Source organism: Streptomyces sp. NPDC025784 (assembly GCF_055558435.1).
The window spans coordinates 1-15,702 of record NZ_JBVHMN010000013.1; the positions used below are offsets into that span (position 1 = coordinate 1).

Sequence of the window (15,702 nt, forward strand, 5' to 3'; positions counted from 1 at the left end):
ACCGGTGGTGCCCCGTTCGCCCGGGGCGTGACTCCATGACAGCCGTACGGGCTTGCCATGACGACGCCCGTGGGACACCGTGGGACAGCCGAAACACCCCTCACCTGGGGAGACTTGGCTCAGGGGACTTCTACGGGAGTGGGACGGACACGCTCGATCGGGGCGGCGAGCAGCGAGGCGGCTGTGCCCAAGCCGTCAGCTATCGCCCTCGTCGACGTCCCCCCGCCCCCGACCGGGCGGGCGGAAGCACGCGGTCACGGTCTTGCCGTGCCGTTGACAGGTCGTGCCCAGGTCGTCGGCCAGGGCGCGCACGATGCCGACCCCACGGCCCGACGTCTCGCCCGGCTCCGGCTCACGCTGTCGGGGCAGGGTGGGGTCCTCGTCGTGGACGCTCACATGGAGGCACTCGCCGTCCCAGGTGAGGACGAGACTCGCGTCGCTGTGGGCATGGACGTGGGCGTTGGTGAGCAGTTCGGAGACGGCCAGGACGATCGCGTCCGTCGTGTCCGGTTCGTCCGCCGTCCAGGGCAGCGACGCCAGATGGTCGCGTGTCCACTGCCGTCCGGCCCGCACGCCCTGCGCCATGGGGAACGAGTGCGCCCAGCCCATCGCCTTGACCGCCACGTCACGCCCCTTGTCGTCCTCGTACCGCCGCCGGCACGGATTCATCTCCGTACAGGGCACGTGTACCCGGTGCCCGCGGAGGCAGACGTCCTCGACGCGGCGCGGCCTCACCCCTCGCCGAAGCCGCGGGATCTGCGCCGTTCCCGCGGATTCCATGGTGGCTCGGGGCACGTGGGACACCCTGTCGGGCTGCGGGCTGCGACGGGTGCCGCGGAAGGTGGTCATATCCTCGCCCGGGGCACGACGAGCGAAGGACGGTTGCAGGTGACGGGCAGTGACGCGGCAAAAGGACAGGGGCGTGCCTCGCTGAGCGCGCAGGCGCGCGAGGCGGTGCGTCTGCGCATCGTCGACCGCCGTTACCCGATGGGCGCCCGCCTCGTGGAGCGCGAGGTGGCCGAGGAGCTGTGCATGTCCCGCGTGCCGGTGCGTGAGGCCCTGCGCGCACTGGTCGCCGAGGGCCTGCTCGAACTGATGCCGCACAGCGGCGTGCGGGTGCGCAGTCTGGAGCGGGCCGACGTGCGCTATCTGTACGAGGTGTGGGAGCCGCTCGCCGTGCAGGCGTCGCGGCTCGCCGCCCGTGCCGTCGCCGGGTGCGGGGACGGTGCGGAGCCGCCCGGTCTTTCGGCGCTGCGGGAGTCCGTCGAACGGGCCGAACAGGCGGCCGCGGTGGACGAGGGGCCCCGGGAGGTGGCCGAGCACACGGCCTTCCACGACGGGATCGTGGCGCTGAGCGGCAATCCGCTGCTGGGCCGCACGATGGAACAGCTCAGCTGGCAGTTGCAGCTGTTGTTCGGACTGCGTGAGGAGCCGGCGCACATGCGGGCCCAGCATGCGGAGATCTTCCGGCACATCGCGGCGGGCGACGAAGAGGCGGCCGCAGCCAGCACGCTCCTGCACGTGCGGGACAGTCGCGCGGTGGCGCTGAAATCTCTCTTCGGCGACATCACTTTGTATACCAGAAGCCAGTAGGCGCGCTGAGAACATCTACTCAATTGCCCCATAAACCTTCGTTCGGTCTGCCTGCTACTCTTGCGATCTTGTGGAGCACTCAGTCTTGGTATACAAACGGTCGGATCCGTAGCCCTCCTCGCCCCAAGGAGTCCCAGGTGCGTCGAGCCCGCTCCGCCCCCGCCCGGCCGACTGACCCGCCGCGGCGTGCTCGCCGCCTCCGCCGCCCTCGCGGGCACGACGACCGCGCTGGCCTCCGGGACGGCGACCGCCGCCGGCCCGGCCCGCCGTCCGGCCCGCACCGGTGACCTGGTCGTCGAGGGCGGCACGCTGCTGGACCCCGCGACCGGCGACGTCATCGAGGACGCGATCGTCGTGATCCGGGACGGCGTGGTGCGTGCCGCTGGTCCCCGCGACCGGGTCGACGTACCGGCCGACGCCCCCCGCCTGGACGCGCACGGCCGGTGGGTGCTGCCCGGTCTGATCGACGCCCACATCCACCTCAACACCGCCGCCGAGGCCCGCGACGCGGTCCGCCAGGGCGCCACCAGTGCGCGCAGCGGCTCCACGAACTTCTACCAGGACATCGCCGTAAGGGAGTTGGCCCGCCAGGCGCCGCAGCAGGCGCCCCGCCTGAAGGCCGCAGGCGTCTTCGTGACGCCCGACCTCGGCGACACCGTCCACGCCGGCCCGGACCTCACTCCGCTGGCCCGCCTCAAGGACGGTGGGCGGTCCGCGGAGGCACTGCGCCGTGTCGTCTCGGTGAACCTGGCGCGCGGCGCCGACGTCGTCAAGACACGAGTCAACGAGCGTGCGGGACTGGCCGATCAGGACCCGCTCACCCAGGTCTACTCGCACGCACAGCTGTCCGAGGTGGTGGCCGCGGCCCGGCGTGGCGGCAAGGACGTGCTGTGCCACAGCTACAGCGAGAAGGGCTGCCACGACGCGGTCACGGCAGGCATCCGTTCGCTGGAGCACGGTGTGTTCGTCGGCGAACGCACGCTGCACGAAATGCGGCGCAGGGGAACGTACTTCACCCCCCACTCTCACCGCCATCGCCGGCCTCGCCGAGGCATCGGACCCCGTGCTCGCCGAGCGCGGCCGGACGTTCCTGCCGGTCCTCGAGCGGGCCGTGCTCGCGGCGCACGAGCTCGGCGTTCCGCTCGCCGCCTGCACCGACTCCTCCGGCGGCAGCATCGATCCCATCGGCCGGGAGGTCGAGTTGATGCGCGCGGCCGGTCTGCCGGCGCTCGACGCGATCCGCACGGCGACGACCGGTGCCGCCCACCTGCTGGGCCTGGACGGCGCTGCGGGCCGCCTCGCACGCGGCCGCGCGGGCGCCGTCCTGCTGTTGTCCGGGGACCCGCTCGCCGACGTCTCCGTCCTCAAGTCACCGCTGCGCGTGGTGCGTTCCGGTGTCGCCCTGTGACTTCCCCCTCCTCCCCCTCCCCCGGCACGTCGCCGGCTCAAGGAGAACTCGGCATGACTCCTCCTCCCCTTTCCCGGCGCGGCGTCCTCGCAGGTGCCGCCTCTCTGGGCGGCACCGCGCTCACCGTGACGGCCGCACAGGCAGAACCCGGGAAGGCCGAGCACCCCGAGAAGGCCGTGGTCTTCCGCCACGTACGTCCCCTCGGCGCCAAGCGACCCGTGGACCTGACCGTCGTCGACGGGCGGATATCGGACGCCCCCGCGCCGAAGGGCGCCAAGGTGGTGGACGGCGGCGGCCGCATCGCGCTGCCCTCGCTCGTGGACGCGCACATCCACCCCGACAAGACGAGCTGGGGCGGGAGTTGGGTCTCCCGCAGGCCGGCCGGGAGCATCGCCGAGTACTGCGAGCAGGACGTCGAGCTCTCCCACGCACAGCGTCGGCCGGTGGGCGAACGCGCCTACGGTCTCATGGCCCACGCGGTGACCCGCGGCACCCGGGCGATGCGGGCGCACGTCGACGTGGCACCCGCGTACGGCCTGGCCGGCGTCGAAGGGGTGGCCGAGGCACGGGACCGCCTCGCCGACGCGCTCGACGTGCAGATCGTGGCCTTCCCCCAGCACGGAGTGATCCGTACCCCCGGCACGGCGAAACTGCTGGAGGAGGCGGCGCGCAGCGGCGCCGTCGACATGATCGGCGGCATCGACCCGATCAGCTTCGACCATGCGCTCGACGAGCAGCTCGACCTGGTGTTCCGCCTCGCGGACCGCTACGGCGTCGGTGTCGACATCCACCTCCACGACCGCGACGAGAAGGGTACGCGGGTCCTGCGCGGGATCGTCGACCGGACCCGGGCCCTGTCCCTGCGTGGGAAGGTGACGGTCAGTCACGTCTTCTGCCTGCCGTTCCTCGGTGCGTCCGAACTCGACGCGACGGCGGCGGATCTGGCCGACCTGGACATCGCCCTCACGACGGTCGCCCCGAACGAGTCCCTGGTCCTGCCCATCACCCGACTCAAGGAACACGGTGTGCGGGTCGGTCTGGGCTCGGACGGCGTCCGTGACTCCTGGAGTCCGTTCGGCGACGCCGACATGCTGCACCGGGCGCACATCCTCGGCTGGGTCACCGACGTCCGCCTCGACGACGAACTGACCTCCTGCTACACGGTGGGCGCCCATGGCGGCGCCGATGTGATGGGCCTGCCGCACGCCGACTTCGAGCCGGGCGCCCCCGCGGACTTCGTCCTGGTGCGCGGCGAGTGCATCCCGCAGGTCGTGGTGGACATGCCGCAGCGCGACATGGTGGTCCATGGAGGTCAGGTGGTCGCCAGGAACGGCGAGTTGGTCTAGGCGTCCGACGGTCGGCATGAGACTTGGGCGCCCGACCGACGTCATGACTGTGGCGTCCTCTTGACTTCCCTGTGTCCTCGGCACGGGCCGGGGTGCGCGCCGAGCACTCGGGGCGGGACCGCTCGACGCGGCCCCGCCCCTCGCCGGTCAGGGGGTACCGACCGGGGCGGCGCTCACTTCAGGCCGAAGGCCCGGGTGATCCGCTGCTTGACGGTGTTGCCCTGGGTGTCGCTCGCGCTGGTGCGCAGTGTCACGAACCGCGCCTTGGCGGGTGCGTTCAGCTCGGTGCACCAGCCCCGGTCGGTGTGACGCAGCGTCGCGTGCTGCCAGCTGTTGCCGTCGTCGTAGGAGATGTCCACGCTCACGGTCTTGATGGTGTCGGAGCCGGGGGCTCCGGCGAGGTGTGAGGGCGTGACGGTGATGTCGCTGCGACGGCCGCTCCTGCCGGAGGCGTCCATGCCGGTGACCGCGTAGTCGAGCTGGATCAACGGCAGAACGGCGACGGTGTCGGCAGCGGTCTCTTGGGAGGTGAAGCCCCATTCGGTGCTGGTGGTGGTGGAGTAGTCGTTCGTCCAGTTGCCTCGCGCGTTGTCGGACACCAGGCGGTACCGCAGCTTCTCGGGAGCCAGGACGAGGGGGAAGCGCACGCTGCCGATCGTGTTGGTGTCCGAGGCCCGGATCAGGGTGTCGCCCTGGTAGATCTTGACCCGGTCCTGGACCTCCGGGTTGCCGAAGGTGGTGCCGGCGCGTCCGGGCTCCGAGTCACCCCAGCCCGGGATCGTCGCCCCCACCGTGTTGCCCGAGCGCAGCGGCATGTAGTGGCTGTTCATCCGCGGCCGCTGGATCGGCCCGAAGTACTCCAAGTGGGAGGTCGTTCCGCGCGGGTAGCGCTTGAAGGTGTCGTTGGAGATCTGGAGCTCCCGGTTGACGAAGGCCTCCTCGTGCCAAACCGTGCCGGCGGACACCCAGTCGGTGCGCGTCCCCTGGGCCGGGACGGGCAGCGGGACGGGCCCGTAGTCGTCGTGCCAGACGGCGGAACGGATCTCCATGGCCCGGGCCTGGTGGTTGTTGCGGAAGGAGACCTCGACCCGGTTCAGGTCGGCGCGCCGCGGGCGGTACGAGGGGTCTGCGGGGACGCCGCTCTGGTGGTGTGCGATGTCGTAGACGTACTCGGTGGCCGGGTTCGATGTGACCCGCAGTGTCATCCTGCCCTGCTTGATGCGGGCGATCAGGTCGTCGCCCTCGTCCGCGGTGAGAGTGGCCACCGTCAGGGGAGCGGGAATCTCCGTGTCCCGGTAGGAGTCGTCCGTCCACGCCGCCAGGCGCCCGTCACCGTCGTTGACCACCAGCAGCACACTCGCGCCGGCCTTGGCCGCGTTGTCGGCCTGCTCTTCCAGCGCCACGGAATCGTTGCGCCGGACCACGACGGTCCTGCCCTTGACGTCGAGACCGCGGTAGGCGTCGGTACCGCCCTCCCCGGCGAAGACGGCACCGTAGGTGTGCCGACCCTTCTTGAGGGGGACGTGTGCGCGCCGGACGCGCAGGTCGTCGTAGGTGTGCTTCCCGGCGGCGATCGTCAGTGCCGGCTGTTCCAGACGGCTGGCGACACCGAACTCGTAGGTGCCCGTGGTGACTTCCTTGCTGGGCAGGACCCAAGAGCTGTCGTAGGACTGGTTCGGCATGTGCTGGCTGCGGTAGGCGTGCGTGTCGTTGAAGTACCGGTAGAAGTCGAGTCGGGTCAAGGCCGGAGTGGTCGCCTGAGGAGTCCGGACGGTCACCTGTCTGGCCTTGGAGGCGTCCAGGTCCACCGTGACGTCCTTGTCAAGGACGACCTCGGGACGGGTCAGGACGGCCATACCCTTCGAGTGCGGCCCGTGAACGCCTTCGACGTCGGCCACCAGCTCGACCGCGTACGTGCCTCCGGGCAGGGTCACGGTGCCCGTGCCGGAGTCGTCCAGCACCAGGGGCATTGCGAACCGTTCGCCCGTCACCCACACGGCGCCGCCCATGGGGCGACCGCTGCGGTCCTTGCCGTTGACCGTGATCGTGTAGCGCGCACCCATCTTGTAGGCGCCGGTGATGGTGTGGGCGACCAGCGCGCCGGACCCGTCGGTGGCGAGGATCTGCCCCGAGGTGACCGTGTCGGCCTTCACCAGGTCGAAGTCGGTGATCAGGTCGACCGTGCCGGTGCCGTTGGCCGGAAGGGTGATCTGCCGGGCGGACAGTGTGAACGCGCCGGTGGCCGCGCCGGGAGCCCGGACATCCAGGTCGAGGGTGACGGGACGGTCCCCGGTGTTGGTGTACGTCACCTTCTTCTCGGTCTTCCCGCTCGTGCCGCCGGCCGGTGTCGAGGCTTCGCGGTAGCCGCCGAAGACGCTGCCGGAGGCGAACACGGTGCCCTTGGCGGCGGCTGCGGCGTCCAGGCGACCGCTGCCGGCCTCGTACGGGGTGTACTCGGGTGTCGTCTTGGTGGTGCTGACCAGTCCGTCCTTGAGCTGCTGCCCGCTCCAGCCCGGGTGCGCCCGGGCCAGCAGCGCGGCGGCACCGGCGACGTGCGGGGTGGCCATGGAGGTCCCGCTCATCGTCTGGTAGGAGCCGGTGCCCTCCGAGGAGTACTGGGAGCGGGCCGCGAGCACGTCGACACCCGGCGCGGTCAGTTCCGGCTTCAGACCGGCATCGCCCTGGCGCGGTCCGGTGCCGGAGAAGTCGGCGAGTCGGTCGGAGCCGTCCACCGCGCCGACCGACAGGGCGGCGTCGGCGACGCTCGGCGTCGAGACGGTGTACTTCCCGCTGTTGCCGGCCGCGATCGTGAACAGCGCACCCGTCTCGGCGCTGAGCTCGTCGACCGCCTGGCTCATCGGGTCGTGTCCGTCGGTCGGGCCGGCCCCGAGGCTCATGCTGATGACCTTGGCATGCTGCTCGCGGGCGGCCCATTCCATGCCGGCGAGCACCCAGGACTCCTGGCCGCTGCCGTTGTCGTCGAGGACCTTGCCGATGTGCAGGCGCGCGCCGGGCGCGACGCCCCGCTCCTTGCCGTCGGAGGCCGCGCCGGTGCCGGCGATGGTCGAGGCCACGTGGGTGCCGTGACCGTTGCGGTCCTCGACGTCCTGGTCCGGCACGAAGCTCGTGCTCGCGCTCACCTGCCCCACCAGGTCCGGATGCCGGGTGTCGACACCCGTGTCCAGCACCGCCACGTCCACGCCCTGACCGGTGTTGCCGCCGGCCCACGCCTCGGGCGCCCCGATCTGCGCCGTCGTGTCGGACAGGTCGGCCTTGACCTTCCCGTCCAGCCAGACCTTCGCGATCCCGCTGCTCAGTCGTGGCTTCGCCGCGCTCCCGCGGCCGGTGGCCGACGCGTTCCCGCCGGTGAGGGCGGACCAGAAGGCGCCCGCCTTGGTCCGCTGCTGCGACAGTGCCGCGCCCTGGATGCTGTTCAGTGCGCGGGTCCTGGTGGCGCCGGTGGGCACAGCCGCCGCACGCGCGCGGACGGCCGCGTCGGTGTACGTGACGATCAGAGGCAGAGTGCTGCGCTGCGCGTCCCCGTACCCGTCCGCCAGCAGCCCCGTGACGTTGAAGAGTTCCTTGTCCAGTTGCCCTGCCGCGAGGTACGGCACCGCCGTGTCGGGATACACGTAGGTGTCCTTGCCGACCTCGTGGACGGCGAATCCGGTGCGCCGGCCGTCCGGACCCTGTACGGACCGGGTGACCTTGCCGTCGGCCGCGGTGTTCACGGTCACCTTGTCACCGGTCACCAAGGTGACGGTACGTGAGGTGGGCTGATGTGTTGCCGCGTTGCCGACCAGGGTCTGGTCGGTCGGACCGGTCCGCGGAGTGCCCGAGGCGGACACGAGCGGCGGTGCGGTCAGCATGGCCAACGCGAGGGCGGCGGCTGCGAGCCCCCGATTGCGGGTGCGTATGGATGTCATGCAGTTCCTTGAGTCGACGGGACTGGAACGCTCTCTGCGTGACACGACGTCACAACTGCGACGGAACCGAGCACATGGCCGACGGCCGACGGCGTCCGATGCCGCCGACCGTCGGCCGGCGATCGGCTGCCGGCGGTCGATGGCCGCGGCCCGCGCGGCGGGCCTGCTCCCCGCGGATGCGTCACGACGCACCGCACGCTGCCGCCCGCTGCGGAGTCCCACCTTGAACTCCCCCGGCGCGGATGTCGGTACTTTCGCCTGTCCAACCTGCGACAAGTCGTCTCTGCGTCAGCCCTGTTGGACACGGAACAGGGCCGCGCGACCCCTCGGACACACGGGGCCGGGGCGGCGTCCGCCCAGCCGCCGGCCGGTGCGGTCGTCCTGGGCGAGCCGCGCCGTCCGCGCACCCTCGGCGACGGCTCCGCCCGGGATCCTCGCAGCGCCGGCTTCCGCACGGTCCGGCCGCTCCACGGGGCGGATGCCCGTGAGCGACCCCGACTCTCAGCCCCGCGTTCCGTCACATCCCCGGACCGGAACCCGTCGAGGAGCCCCGCCCAAGATCCCGGCGGACCACGGACCGGTCCGCCTCGGCCCGACCCGCCCCACATGCTCGTCGATCACCGACCGGAGGGGCCCCTCCCGGCGTGATCGACCCGTCGAAGCCACGGGATCCGCCTCCGGTCGGGCCACTTACACTGAACTCATGGCAAAGGCGACGACGATCGAGCCCCTCAACCCCGACGAGGAGGCATTCCTCCGGGCTCTCGGGAGGGTCATGGCGCTCCTGCCCCGCATCGTCGACGCCGACATGCTCGCCGAGCAGGACATCTCCGGCACGGAATACATGGTGCTGGTCCATCTCTCCGAGGCCCCGGACAACCAGATGCGCATGAGCGAGCTGGCCACCGCCTGCGGGCTCTCGCTCAGCGGCATGACCAGGGTGGTGAACCGACTGGAGAGCCAGTCGCTCGTCATGCGGGTGAAGTCGCCCGAGGACGGACGGGCGCTGCTCGCCGTCCTGACGAGCCCCGGCTGGACACGGCTGAAGCAGGCGTGGCCCACCAACCTCGCCAGTGTCCGGCGACACGTCTTCTCCCACCTGGAGGGGTGCGACGTGGCCGCGGCCGCGAAGGTACTGAGGCGCATCGCGCCCGATCACTGACGTAGGTACGCATACACCGCCCGCCGCCCGACGCGGCTCCGGGCGGCCCCGTACCTCACACGTGGCGCACGGTCGCTCCGCCGACCGCCACCGCGGGCGTCGAGCGTCGAGCGTCGATTCTTTCAACGGGCCGTCTTCCGGCTTGAGTTCACGCATGCCACAGGCGCTCTCTCCGGCCCACCACACGTCGGCCGAGCCCCCTGCCATGTCTGGGCCGCTGCCCGTGGTGCTCGGCGTCGAGACGCGTGGACGGTACCGGGCGGTGCCTGGACCACAGTCGCGCCGTCCCCCAATTCCGGCCCGCTCCACAGCCCTTGAGCGTCCCGGCCGGGCCTGGGCGCGGCCTCGCGCAGGCGTCACGGTCCGCCCGTGTCGCCATTGAGACATGTCACATCTGCGGCAGGTGATTCCAGTGACATGTCCTGTGCCCCGACCCGATTCTTTCGTACGGCGCATGATCTGACGCTGTACGAAAGGTGCTCTACAGATGGCATGGATCCGCCTGCCGGCGGCGATATCGACCGTACTGGTGGTGACGATCGGAGGTGTGTCGCCCGTCTCGGCCGAGCCCGGCCCGAAGGACACGGCGGGGTTCACCGACGCGGACAGGGCGGTTTCCGCCACGGTGCGCCTGCTGACCGGTGACCGCGTGACCGTGACCTCGCTGCCCGGTGGTCGCCGTACCGCGTCGGTGCAGCCCGGCCCCGGGCGCGAGCACATCTCCTTCCGGACGCTCGAAGGAGACGACAAGGCACTGACGGTACTTCCCTCCGACGCCGAGGCGCTGGTGACGGCGGGCACGCTGGACCGCCGACTGTTCGACGTGACAGGGCTCATCTTGGAGGGCTACGACGTGGCCCATTCGCGCACCCTCCCGCTGATCGTCTCCTCCGAGCCGTCGCCGGACGGGACCAAGGGCGCCGCGCGGGCGGCGCGAACGGCCGCGGCCACCGCCGACCGGCTGGTGGAGTACAAGGCGCCCAAGACCACCGCCCGTGATCTCAGCAGCATCGACGCCCGGTCGCTGCACATCGCCGGTGCCGACCTTGACGGCTTCTGGAAGACACTGACCACGAACGGGACCACGGACGTCTCCCGTGCCGCGGTCACTCCCCGCGTCTCCCTGGACGGCAGGGTCAAGGCCGTGCTGGACCGCAGCACGGCTCAGATCAACGCCCCCACCGCGTGGAAGGCGGGCTACGAAGGCCAGGGCGTCAAGGTGGCCGTCCTCGACACCGGTGTCGACGCCGACCATTCCGACCTTGCCGGACGCATCGCGGACGCGAAGAACTTCTCCGGCAGCGCCGGAACGAACGACGTCTTCGGTCACGGCACACACGTCGCCTCGATCGTCGGCGGCACCGGCGCCGCGTCCTCGGGAACCCGGCGCGGTGTCGCGCCGCGAAGCGACCTGCTGGTCGGCAAGGTCCTGGGGGACGACGGCTACGGCAGCGAGTCGGCGGTCATCGACGGCATGGAGTGGGCGACCGCCCAGCACGCCAAGGTCGTCAACATGAGCCTGGGTTCGGACGGCGCGACCGACGGAACCGATCCCATGAGTCAGGCCGTGAACACCCTGACCGCCTCCACGGACACCCTCTTCGTCGTCGCGGCGGGCAACGCGGGCGAGTCCGGTCCGACCACGGTCGGCTCCCCGGGCGCGGCCGACGCCGCGCTGACCGTGGGCGCCGTCGACCGCGACGACTCCCTCGCGCCGTTCTCCAGCCGCGGCCCCCGCCTCGGCGACGGAGCGGCGAAGCCCGACGTGACCGCCCCCGGTGTCGACATCGTCGCCGCCCGGGCTTCGGGGACGAGCATGGGCAAGCCGATCGACGCGGACTACACCGCCGCGTCCGGCACGTCGATGGCGACCCCGCACGTCGCCGGTGCCGCAGCCCTGCTGGCACAGCAGCACCCGGGCTGGGGCGCCCAGCAGCTGAAGGACGCCCTGATCAGCACGTCGCGCACGGTGTCCGGCACCAAGGTGACCGAGCAGGGCGGCGGCCGCATCGACCTGGCCACGGCCATGGGTCCGGTGACCGCCACCGGTTCCCTGGTCCTGCCGACGGTCGAGGCCGGTGCGGCGGGGCGGCAGCAGACGGCCACCGTGCACTACACCAACACCGGTGACCGTCCGCTGAAACTCACTCTGGCGGTCAAGCTGACGACCGACTTCGGGCGCGCTCTCGCCGACGGGGTGGTTCGTTCCGGCTCCGACTCGGTGGAGTTGGCGCCCGGTGCCACGGTCGATGTGCCGCTGCGGATCGACGCGGCGAACGCAACGCGCGGTGTGTACTACGGGTACGTCACCGCCACGTCGGCCGACGGCACCGTGCTGGCCCACACCACGCTGTCCCTGCTGGTGCGCGGCAAGCAGCACCGGCTGACCGTGGTGTACCGGGACCGCGACGGCCGGGTCGTACCGGACGCGCTGCCGAACATCTGGGGTGCCACCGACTTCGGCACCGGATTCGTCGACTACACGGACAGGGCCGCGGGTGTCGCCGTCGTCGAGGAGGGCACCTACAGCGTCAACTCCGGCTTCTACGAGCGGGCCGCCGACGGGATCGAAGCGGGCGAGATCGTCAACCCCGAGGTGAAGGTCACCAAGGACATGACGGTGACGCTGAACGCCGCCGACGTCACCGAGGTGAAGATCCGTACGCCTCGCCCCGCCGAGCAGCGAGGCGTCCTCAGCGACATGCTGTACCGCCGGATCGACGGTCGTGGCCTGATCCAGGGCCACATGATGTTCGACGAGGTGAAGCGTCTGTACGTCAGCACCGTGGCCCCGGTCACCGACGGCACGTTCGAGTTCCACTCGCGCTGGCAGATGGTGGCCCCCCAGCTGCGGGCGCAGGTCTCGGGCGGGCGGTCGGGGCTCGCCCCCTACTACGAGCAGGACTCCGCAGTCTTCGACGACCGCGGCGCACACCTGACCGCCGTGGACGCCGGCACATCGGCGGAGCCCCGCTTCCGTGGCACGCGCGGCAAACTGGCCGTCGTACGTGTCCAGTCCATCGCGGACGACACCAGGGCTCTCGCGCAGGCCGCGGCGGCGGAGGGGGCCAAGGCGCTTCTGCTGGTGTGGCCGGAGGACGAACTCTCCTGGACGAGGTGGCGGCCCAACGGCGTGCCGACGGCGGTGCCCGCCATCCGCGTCTCCTTCGACGAGGGGGCGGCTCTGCTGAAGCGGGTCGGGAAGGGCACCACGACGGTGGACTTCTCCGGCACGGTGCGCAGCCCCTACCTCTACGACGTGATGCAGGTCTCCAACGGCTCCATCCCCAAGAACCTGGTCCACACCGTCTCCGAGCGCAACACCGCCGAGATCGGCGCCACGTACACCCGCACCGGCGCCTCGGAGTGGGCGAGCGAGCAGCGCTTCGCCTGGCGGCCGTACCAGGACACCGCCTGGAACCAGTACAGCCGCTACGTTCCGGTGGGCCGGGAACGCGTCGAGTACGTCAGCGGCGGGGACACCCTGTGGAGCCACACCGTGCGCCACAAGATCGCCGACGAGCCCGACGAGCCCTTGCGGGTCGGCATGCGGGACACACCCCACACCTACCGCCCCGGGCAGCGTGCGACGGAGCGGTGGTTCGCGGGACCGGTCCGCCCGTCGATCCCGCGCGGTGCGGCCTGGCCGTCGGTACGCGAGGGCAACACGCTCTCGGTGTTCATTCCCGAATTCACCGACTCCGGCGCGACCCACTACGCGTACGCCGAGGCTCCGCCCTTCGGCGGTCTCGGCCAACCCGACACGGCGACGGCGACGTTGTACCGCAACGGGGAGCGGATCGCCGAGTCCGACTACGGCGCGTGGGGTGACATCGAAGTGCCCGCGGGCAACGCCGAGTACCGGCTCGACCTGGCCACCGGCCGCGACTCGGACGACTGGAGCTTCGGCCCGTCCACCCGTACGTCGTGGACGTTCCGCTCGGAGACCGCCGCCCAGAAGTCCCTGCTGCCGCTGCTCCAGGTCGACTGGTCCGTACCGGTCGACGCCCGGAACGCGGTGAGCCGGGCCCGCAAGCAGCAACTCGGCCTGACCGTCCGCATGCAGGACGGCATGGCGGCACCCCGTGGGGTGACGCTGAAGGTCGAGACGTCCTACGACGACGGGCGGACCTGGGCCACCGCGGCCACCACGGCCCGCAAGGGGAACGGTTTCACCGCCGTCGTGGAGCGCCCGGCCCGCGTGCACGCGGACGCGTACGTGACGTTGCGCGTGACGGCGCAGGACGCGGCCGGCCACACCGTCCGGCAGACCGTGGACCGCGCCTTCCTGCACCCCGGCGCGCGGTGATCCCGACGGCGGGTCGTCCTTCCTGAATGTGCGGTGGGTGCCGTAGTACGTGACTACGGCACCCACCGCACACTGCTCGGCACCCCTTATAGTTCTGACCTCAATGATCGACGTGGTCCACACCTGTGTGCGAACCCGGCTCGGCCAGGAGGAACCTGCATGCTCGAGGCAGCCGGCCTCACAGCGGTCGAGGAGACCGTCTACCGCCTCCTGATCACCACCACCACGGCCTCGTCCGACGAGATCGCCTCACAGACCGGACTGGCGCCCGGCCAGGCCGAGGGCATCCTCGCGGCGCTCGCCACCAAGGGTCTCGCCAGCCCCCACGACCGGCAGCCACGTCACTTCACCGCGTCACCGCCCGATGTGGCCCTGCTGCCACGGCTGCAACGCAACGCCGACGCGCTCGACCAGGCCCGCTCCGCGGTCACCGACCTGCTGGAGACCTACCGCAGCACCCGGCGCCGACAGGACGCGGGGCAGCTCATCGAAGTCATCACCGGCGCGGGCGCGCTGCGCCAGCACCTGCGTCAACTCCAGGACAACGCACGCCACGAGATGCTCTGGTTCTGCAAGGCCCAGTACGTCGCCATGCCGTCGGGGAGCAATCGCGCCGAGTTCGACGCCCTCGCGCGAGGGGTCCGCTACCGCGCTCTGTACGAGCGGGCCTTCTTCGACGACGAAGGAGCCATTGACAACGTTATCGAAGGGGTCCGCGCGGGTGAGATCGCGCGCTCCGTCCCCCACCTCCCGCTGCGGCTCGCCGTCGCCGACCGGAGGATGGCCATCTGCCCCCTGGTGCCGGGCGGCCCGCAGGGCAGTCCCAGCGAACCCACGGCGGCCCTGCTGCGCGAAAGCAGCCTGCTGGACGCGCTGACGGCCCTGTTCGAGCGCTACTGGGAGGACGCGGTGCCGCTGCACGTCAGCGCCTCCGGCACCGTCGACGACACCAGCGACGCGGCCCCGTTGTCGGAGACCGACCGCAAATTGCTCTCCCTCCTCGTCGCGGGCATCGCCGACAAGGCCATCGCCAGCCAGATGGGCCTGAGCCGCCGCACGGTCCAGCGCCACATCCAGCGCATGATGACCCTCGCGGGCGCCGCGACCCGCATGCAGCTCGCCTGGCAGGCGGCACGCCGCGGCTGGCTGTAGCCGAGAGGGTCCGATCACCCGCGTCGGCGGGACACCCTCGTCACAAGTCCCCCATGGTGGCGGCCACTCCGGGCAGTTCGGAGCGGGCCGGGGCCCGCATGCCGTCCAGGAGCAGCTGGAGGTGCCGGTGCACGAAGCGGTCGATGCCCTGGCAGGCGGTGCCGGGCAGCGGCCGGGTGAGCTGGCTGAGCGCGATCATCAGGTCGCCGAACTCGACGTCGAGGCGCAGCTGTCCCGCCTCGCGGGCGCGCGACATCAGCACCGTGACGAGGTCGGTGACCCGATCGCGCGCGGCGATGAGGTCGGGCTGGTTGTGGTCGAACCCCTCGGAGAACGACAGACAGAGCGCGCCGATCCGCTCGTCGGCGGCGAAGTGCACGAAACCGCTGAGCGCCTCGAAGGCGTCGCCGCCCTCGGCGAGTGCCCGCTCCACCCACTCCGAGGTACGGTCCATCACCGCGCAGACGACCTCGCGGGCGAGGGCGTCGCGGTCGGGGAAGTTGCGGTACACCGTGGCGTTGCCGACGCCGGCCCGGCGCGCGATCTCGTCGAACGGCACCCCGGAACCGGACTCGACGAACATCTCGCGGGCGGCTGCGACGATCCGCTCCCGGTTGCGCAGGGCGTCGGCGCGCGGCCGGGCCACTCGACGCTCCACAGGCGTGGTGGTGTTCATGTCGCGCTCCTCGGCATCGCTTGAAGTCGGCGCCCGAAGTCGGTGCCTGGACGGACCGTATGCGATCCGGGACTCACTTCGTCACCTCGCCCCCGGCCGGACACTCGACGGCCGGCCACCGACCGACGAC

Annotated in this window: 8 protein-coding genes and 1 pseudogene; 6 read left to right on the forward strand and 3 right to left on the reverse strand. The window is 71.3% G+C overall.

The window, feature by feature from the left end:
• Positions 1 to 195 precede the first annotated feature (195 nt).
• Positions 196 to 624 (reverse strand): ATP-binding protein, encoded by a 429-nt coding sequence (locus ACZ4IF_RS27080; protein WP_467567757.1) that lies wholly within the window; start codon positions 622 to 624, stop codon positions 196 to 198.
• 264 nt (positions 625 to 888) lie between these two features.
• On the opposite strand from ACZ4IF_RS27080, the gene ACZ4IF_RS27085 reads away from it, so the two are divergent.
• The 3 genes and pseudogenes from ACZ4IF_RS27085 to ACZ4IF_RS27095 all read left to right on the forward strand — a co-directional run bounded on the left by ACZ4IF_RS27085 (position 889) and on the right by ACZ4IF_RS27095 (position 4,347).
• Positions 889 to 1,593 (forward strand): GntR family transcriptional regulator, encoded by a 705-nt coding sequence (locus ACZ4IF_RS27085; protein WP_467567302.1) that lies wholly within the window; start codon positions 889 to 891, stop codon positions 1,591 to 1,593.
• Positions 1,594 to 1,683: 90 nt separating this feature from the next.
• Positions 1,684 to 3,001: pseudogene (locus ACZ4IF_RS27090) on the forward strand (amidohydrolase family protein).
• A gap of 53 nt (positions 3,002 to 3,054) precedes the next feature.
• Entirely contained in the window at positions 3,055 to 4,347 is a 1,293-nt protein-coding gene (locus tag ACZ4IF_RS27095) for an amidohydrolase family protein (RefSeq protein ID WP_467567305.1), read from the forward strand.
• Positions 4,348 to 4,520: 173 nt separating this feature from the next.
• On the opposite strand, the gene ACZ4IF_RS27100 is transcribed toward ACZ4IF_RS27095, so the two are convergent.
• On the reverse strand, positions 4,521 to 8,273 hold the full coding sequence (locus ACZ4IF_RS27100; protein ID WP_467567307.1) for a S8 family serine peptidase: 3,753 nt from the start codon (positions 8,271 to 8,273) through the stop codon (positions 4,521 to 4,523).
• A gap of 703 nt (positions 8,274 to 8,976) precedes the next feature.
• Here ACZ4IF_RS27100 and ACZ4IF_RS27105 point away from each other — a divergent pair.
• The 3 genes from ACZ4IF_RS27105 (at position 8,977) to ACZ4IF_RS27115 (ending at position 14,896) form a co-directional block, all read left to right on the forward strand.
• A complete protein-coding gene (locus ACZ4IF_RS27105) occupies positions 8,977 to 9,435 on the forward strand; it encodes a MarR family winged helix-turn-helix transcriptional regulator (RefSeq protein WP_345653461.1) in 459 nt (152 codons plus the stop codon).
• Positions 9,436 to 9,922: 487 nt separating this feature from the next.
• A complete protein-coding gene (locus ACZ4IF_RS27110; RefSeq protein ID WP_467567310.1) occupies positions 9,923 to 13,744 on the forward strand; it encodes a S8 family serine peptidase in 3,822 nt (1,273 codons plus the stop codon).
• Positions 13,745 to 13,903: 159 nt separating this feature from the next.
• Positions 13,904 to 14,896 (forward strand): LuxR C-terminal-related transcriptional regulator, encoded by a 993-nt coding sequence (locus ACZ4IF_RS27115; RefSeq protein WP_467567313.1) that lies wholly within the window; start codon positions 13,904 to 13,906, stop codon positions 14,894 to 14,896.
• 40 nt (positions 14,897 to 14,936) lie between these two features.
• Here ACZ4IF_RS27115 and ACZ4IF_RS27120 read toward each other — a convergent pair whose 3' ends face one another.
• Complete coding sequence (locus tag ACZ4IF_RS27120) at positions 14,937 to 15,572, reverse strand: TetR/AcrR family transcriptional regulator (RefSeq protein ID WP_467567316.1); 636 nt, start codon at positions 15,570 to 15,572, stop codon at positions 14,937 to 14,939.
• Positions 15,573 to 15,702: the final 130 nt, after the last annotated feature.

What these genes read in the sequence shown, in the direction of transcription:
- ACZ4IF_RS27100 (WP_467567307.1), bottom strand. Translation starts at nt 8,273, where the DNA reads ATGACATCCATACGCACCCGCAATCGGGGGCTCGCAGCCGCCGCCCTC.
- ACZ4IF_RS27110 (WP_467567310.1), top strand. Translation starts at nt 9,923, where the DNA reads ATGGCATGGATCCGCCTGCCGGCGGCGATATCGACCGTACTGGTGGTG.
- ACZ4IF_RS27115 (WP_467567313.1), top strand. Translation starts at nt 13,904, where the DNA reads ATGCTCGAGGCAGCCGGCCTCACAGCGGTCGAGGAGACCGTCTACCGC.
- ACZ4IF_RS27095 (WP_467567305.1), top strand. Translation starts at nt 3,055, where the DNA reads ATGACTCCTCCTCCCCTTTCCCGGCGCGGCGTCCTCGCAGGTGCCGCC.
- ACZ4IF_RS27105 (WP_345653461.1), top strand. Translation starts at nt 8,977, where the DNA reads ATGGCAAAGGCGACGACGATCGAGCCCCTCAACCCCGACGAGGAGGCA.
- ACZ4IF_RS27120 (WP_467567316.1), bottom strand. Translation starts at nt 15,572, where the DNA reads ATGAACACCACCACGCCTGTGGAGCGTCGAGTGGCCCGGCCGCGCGCC.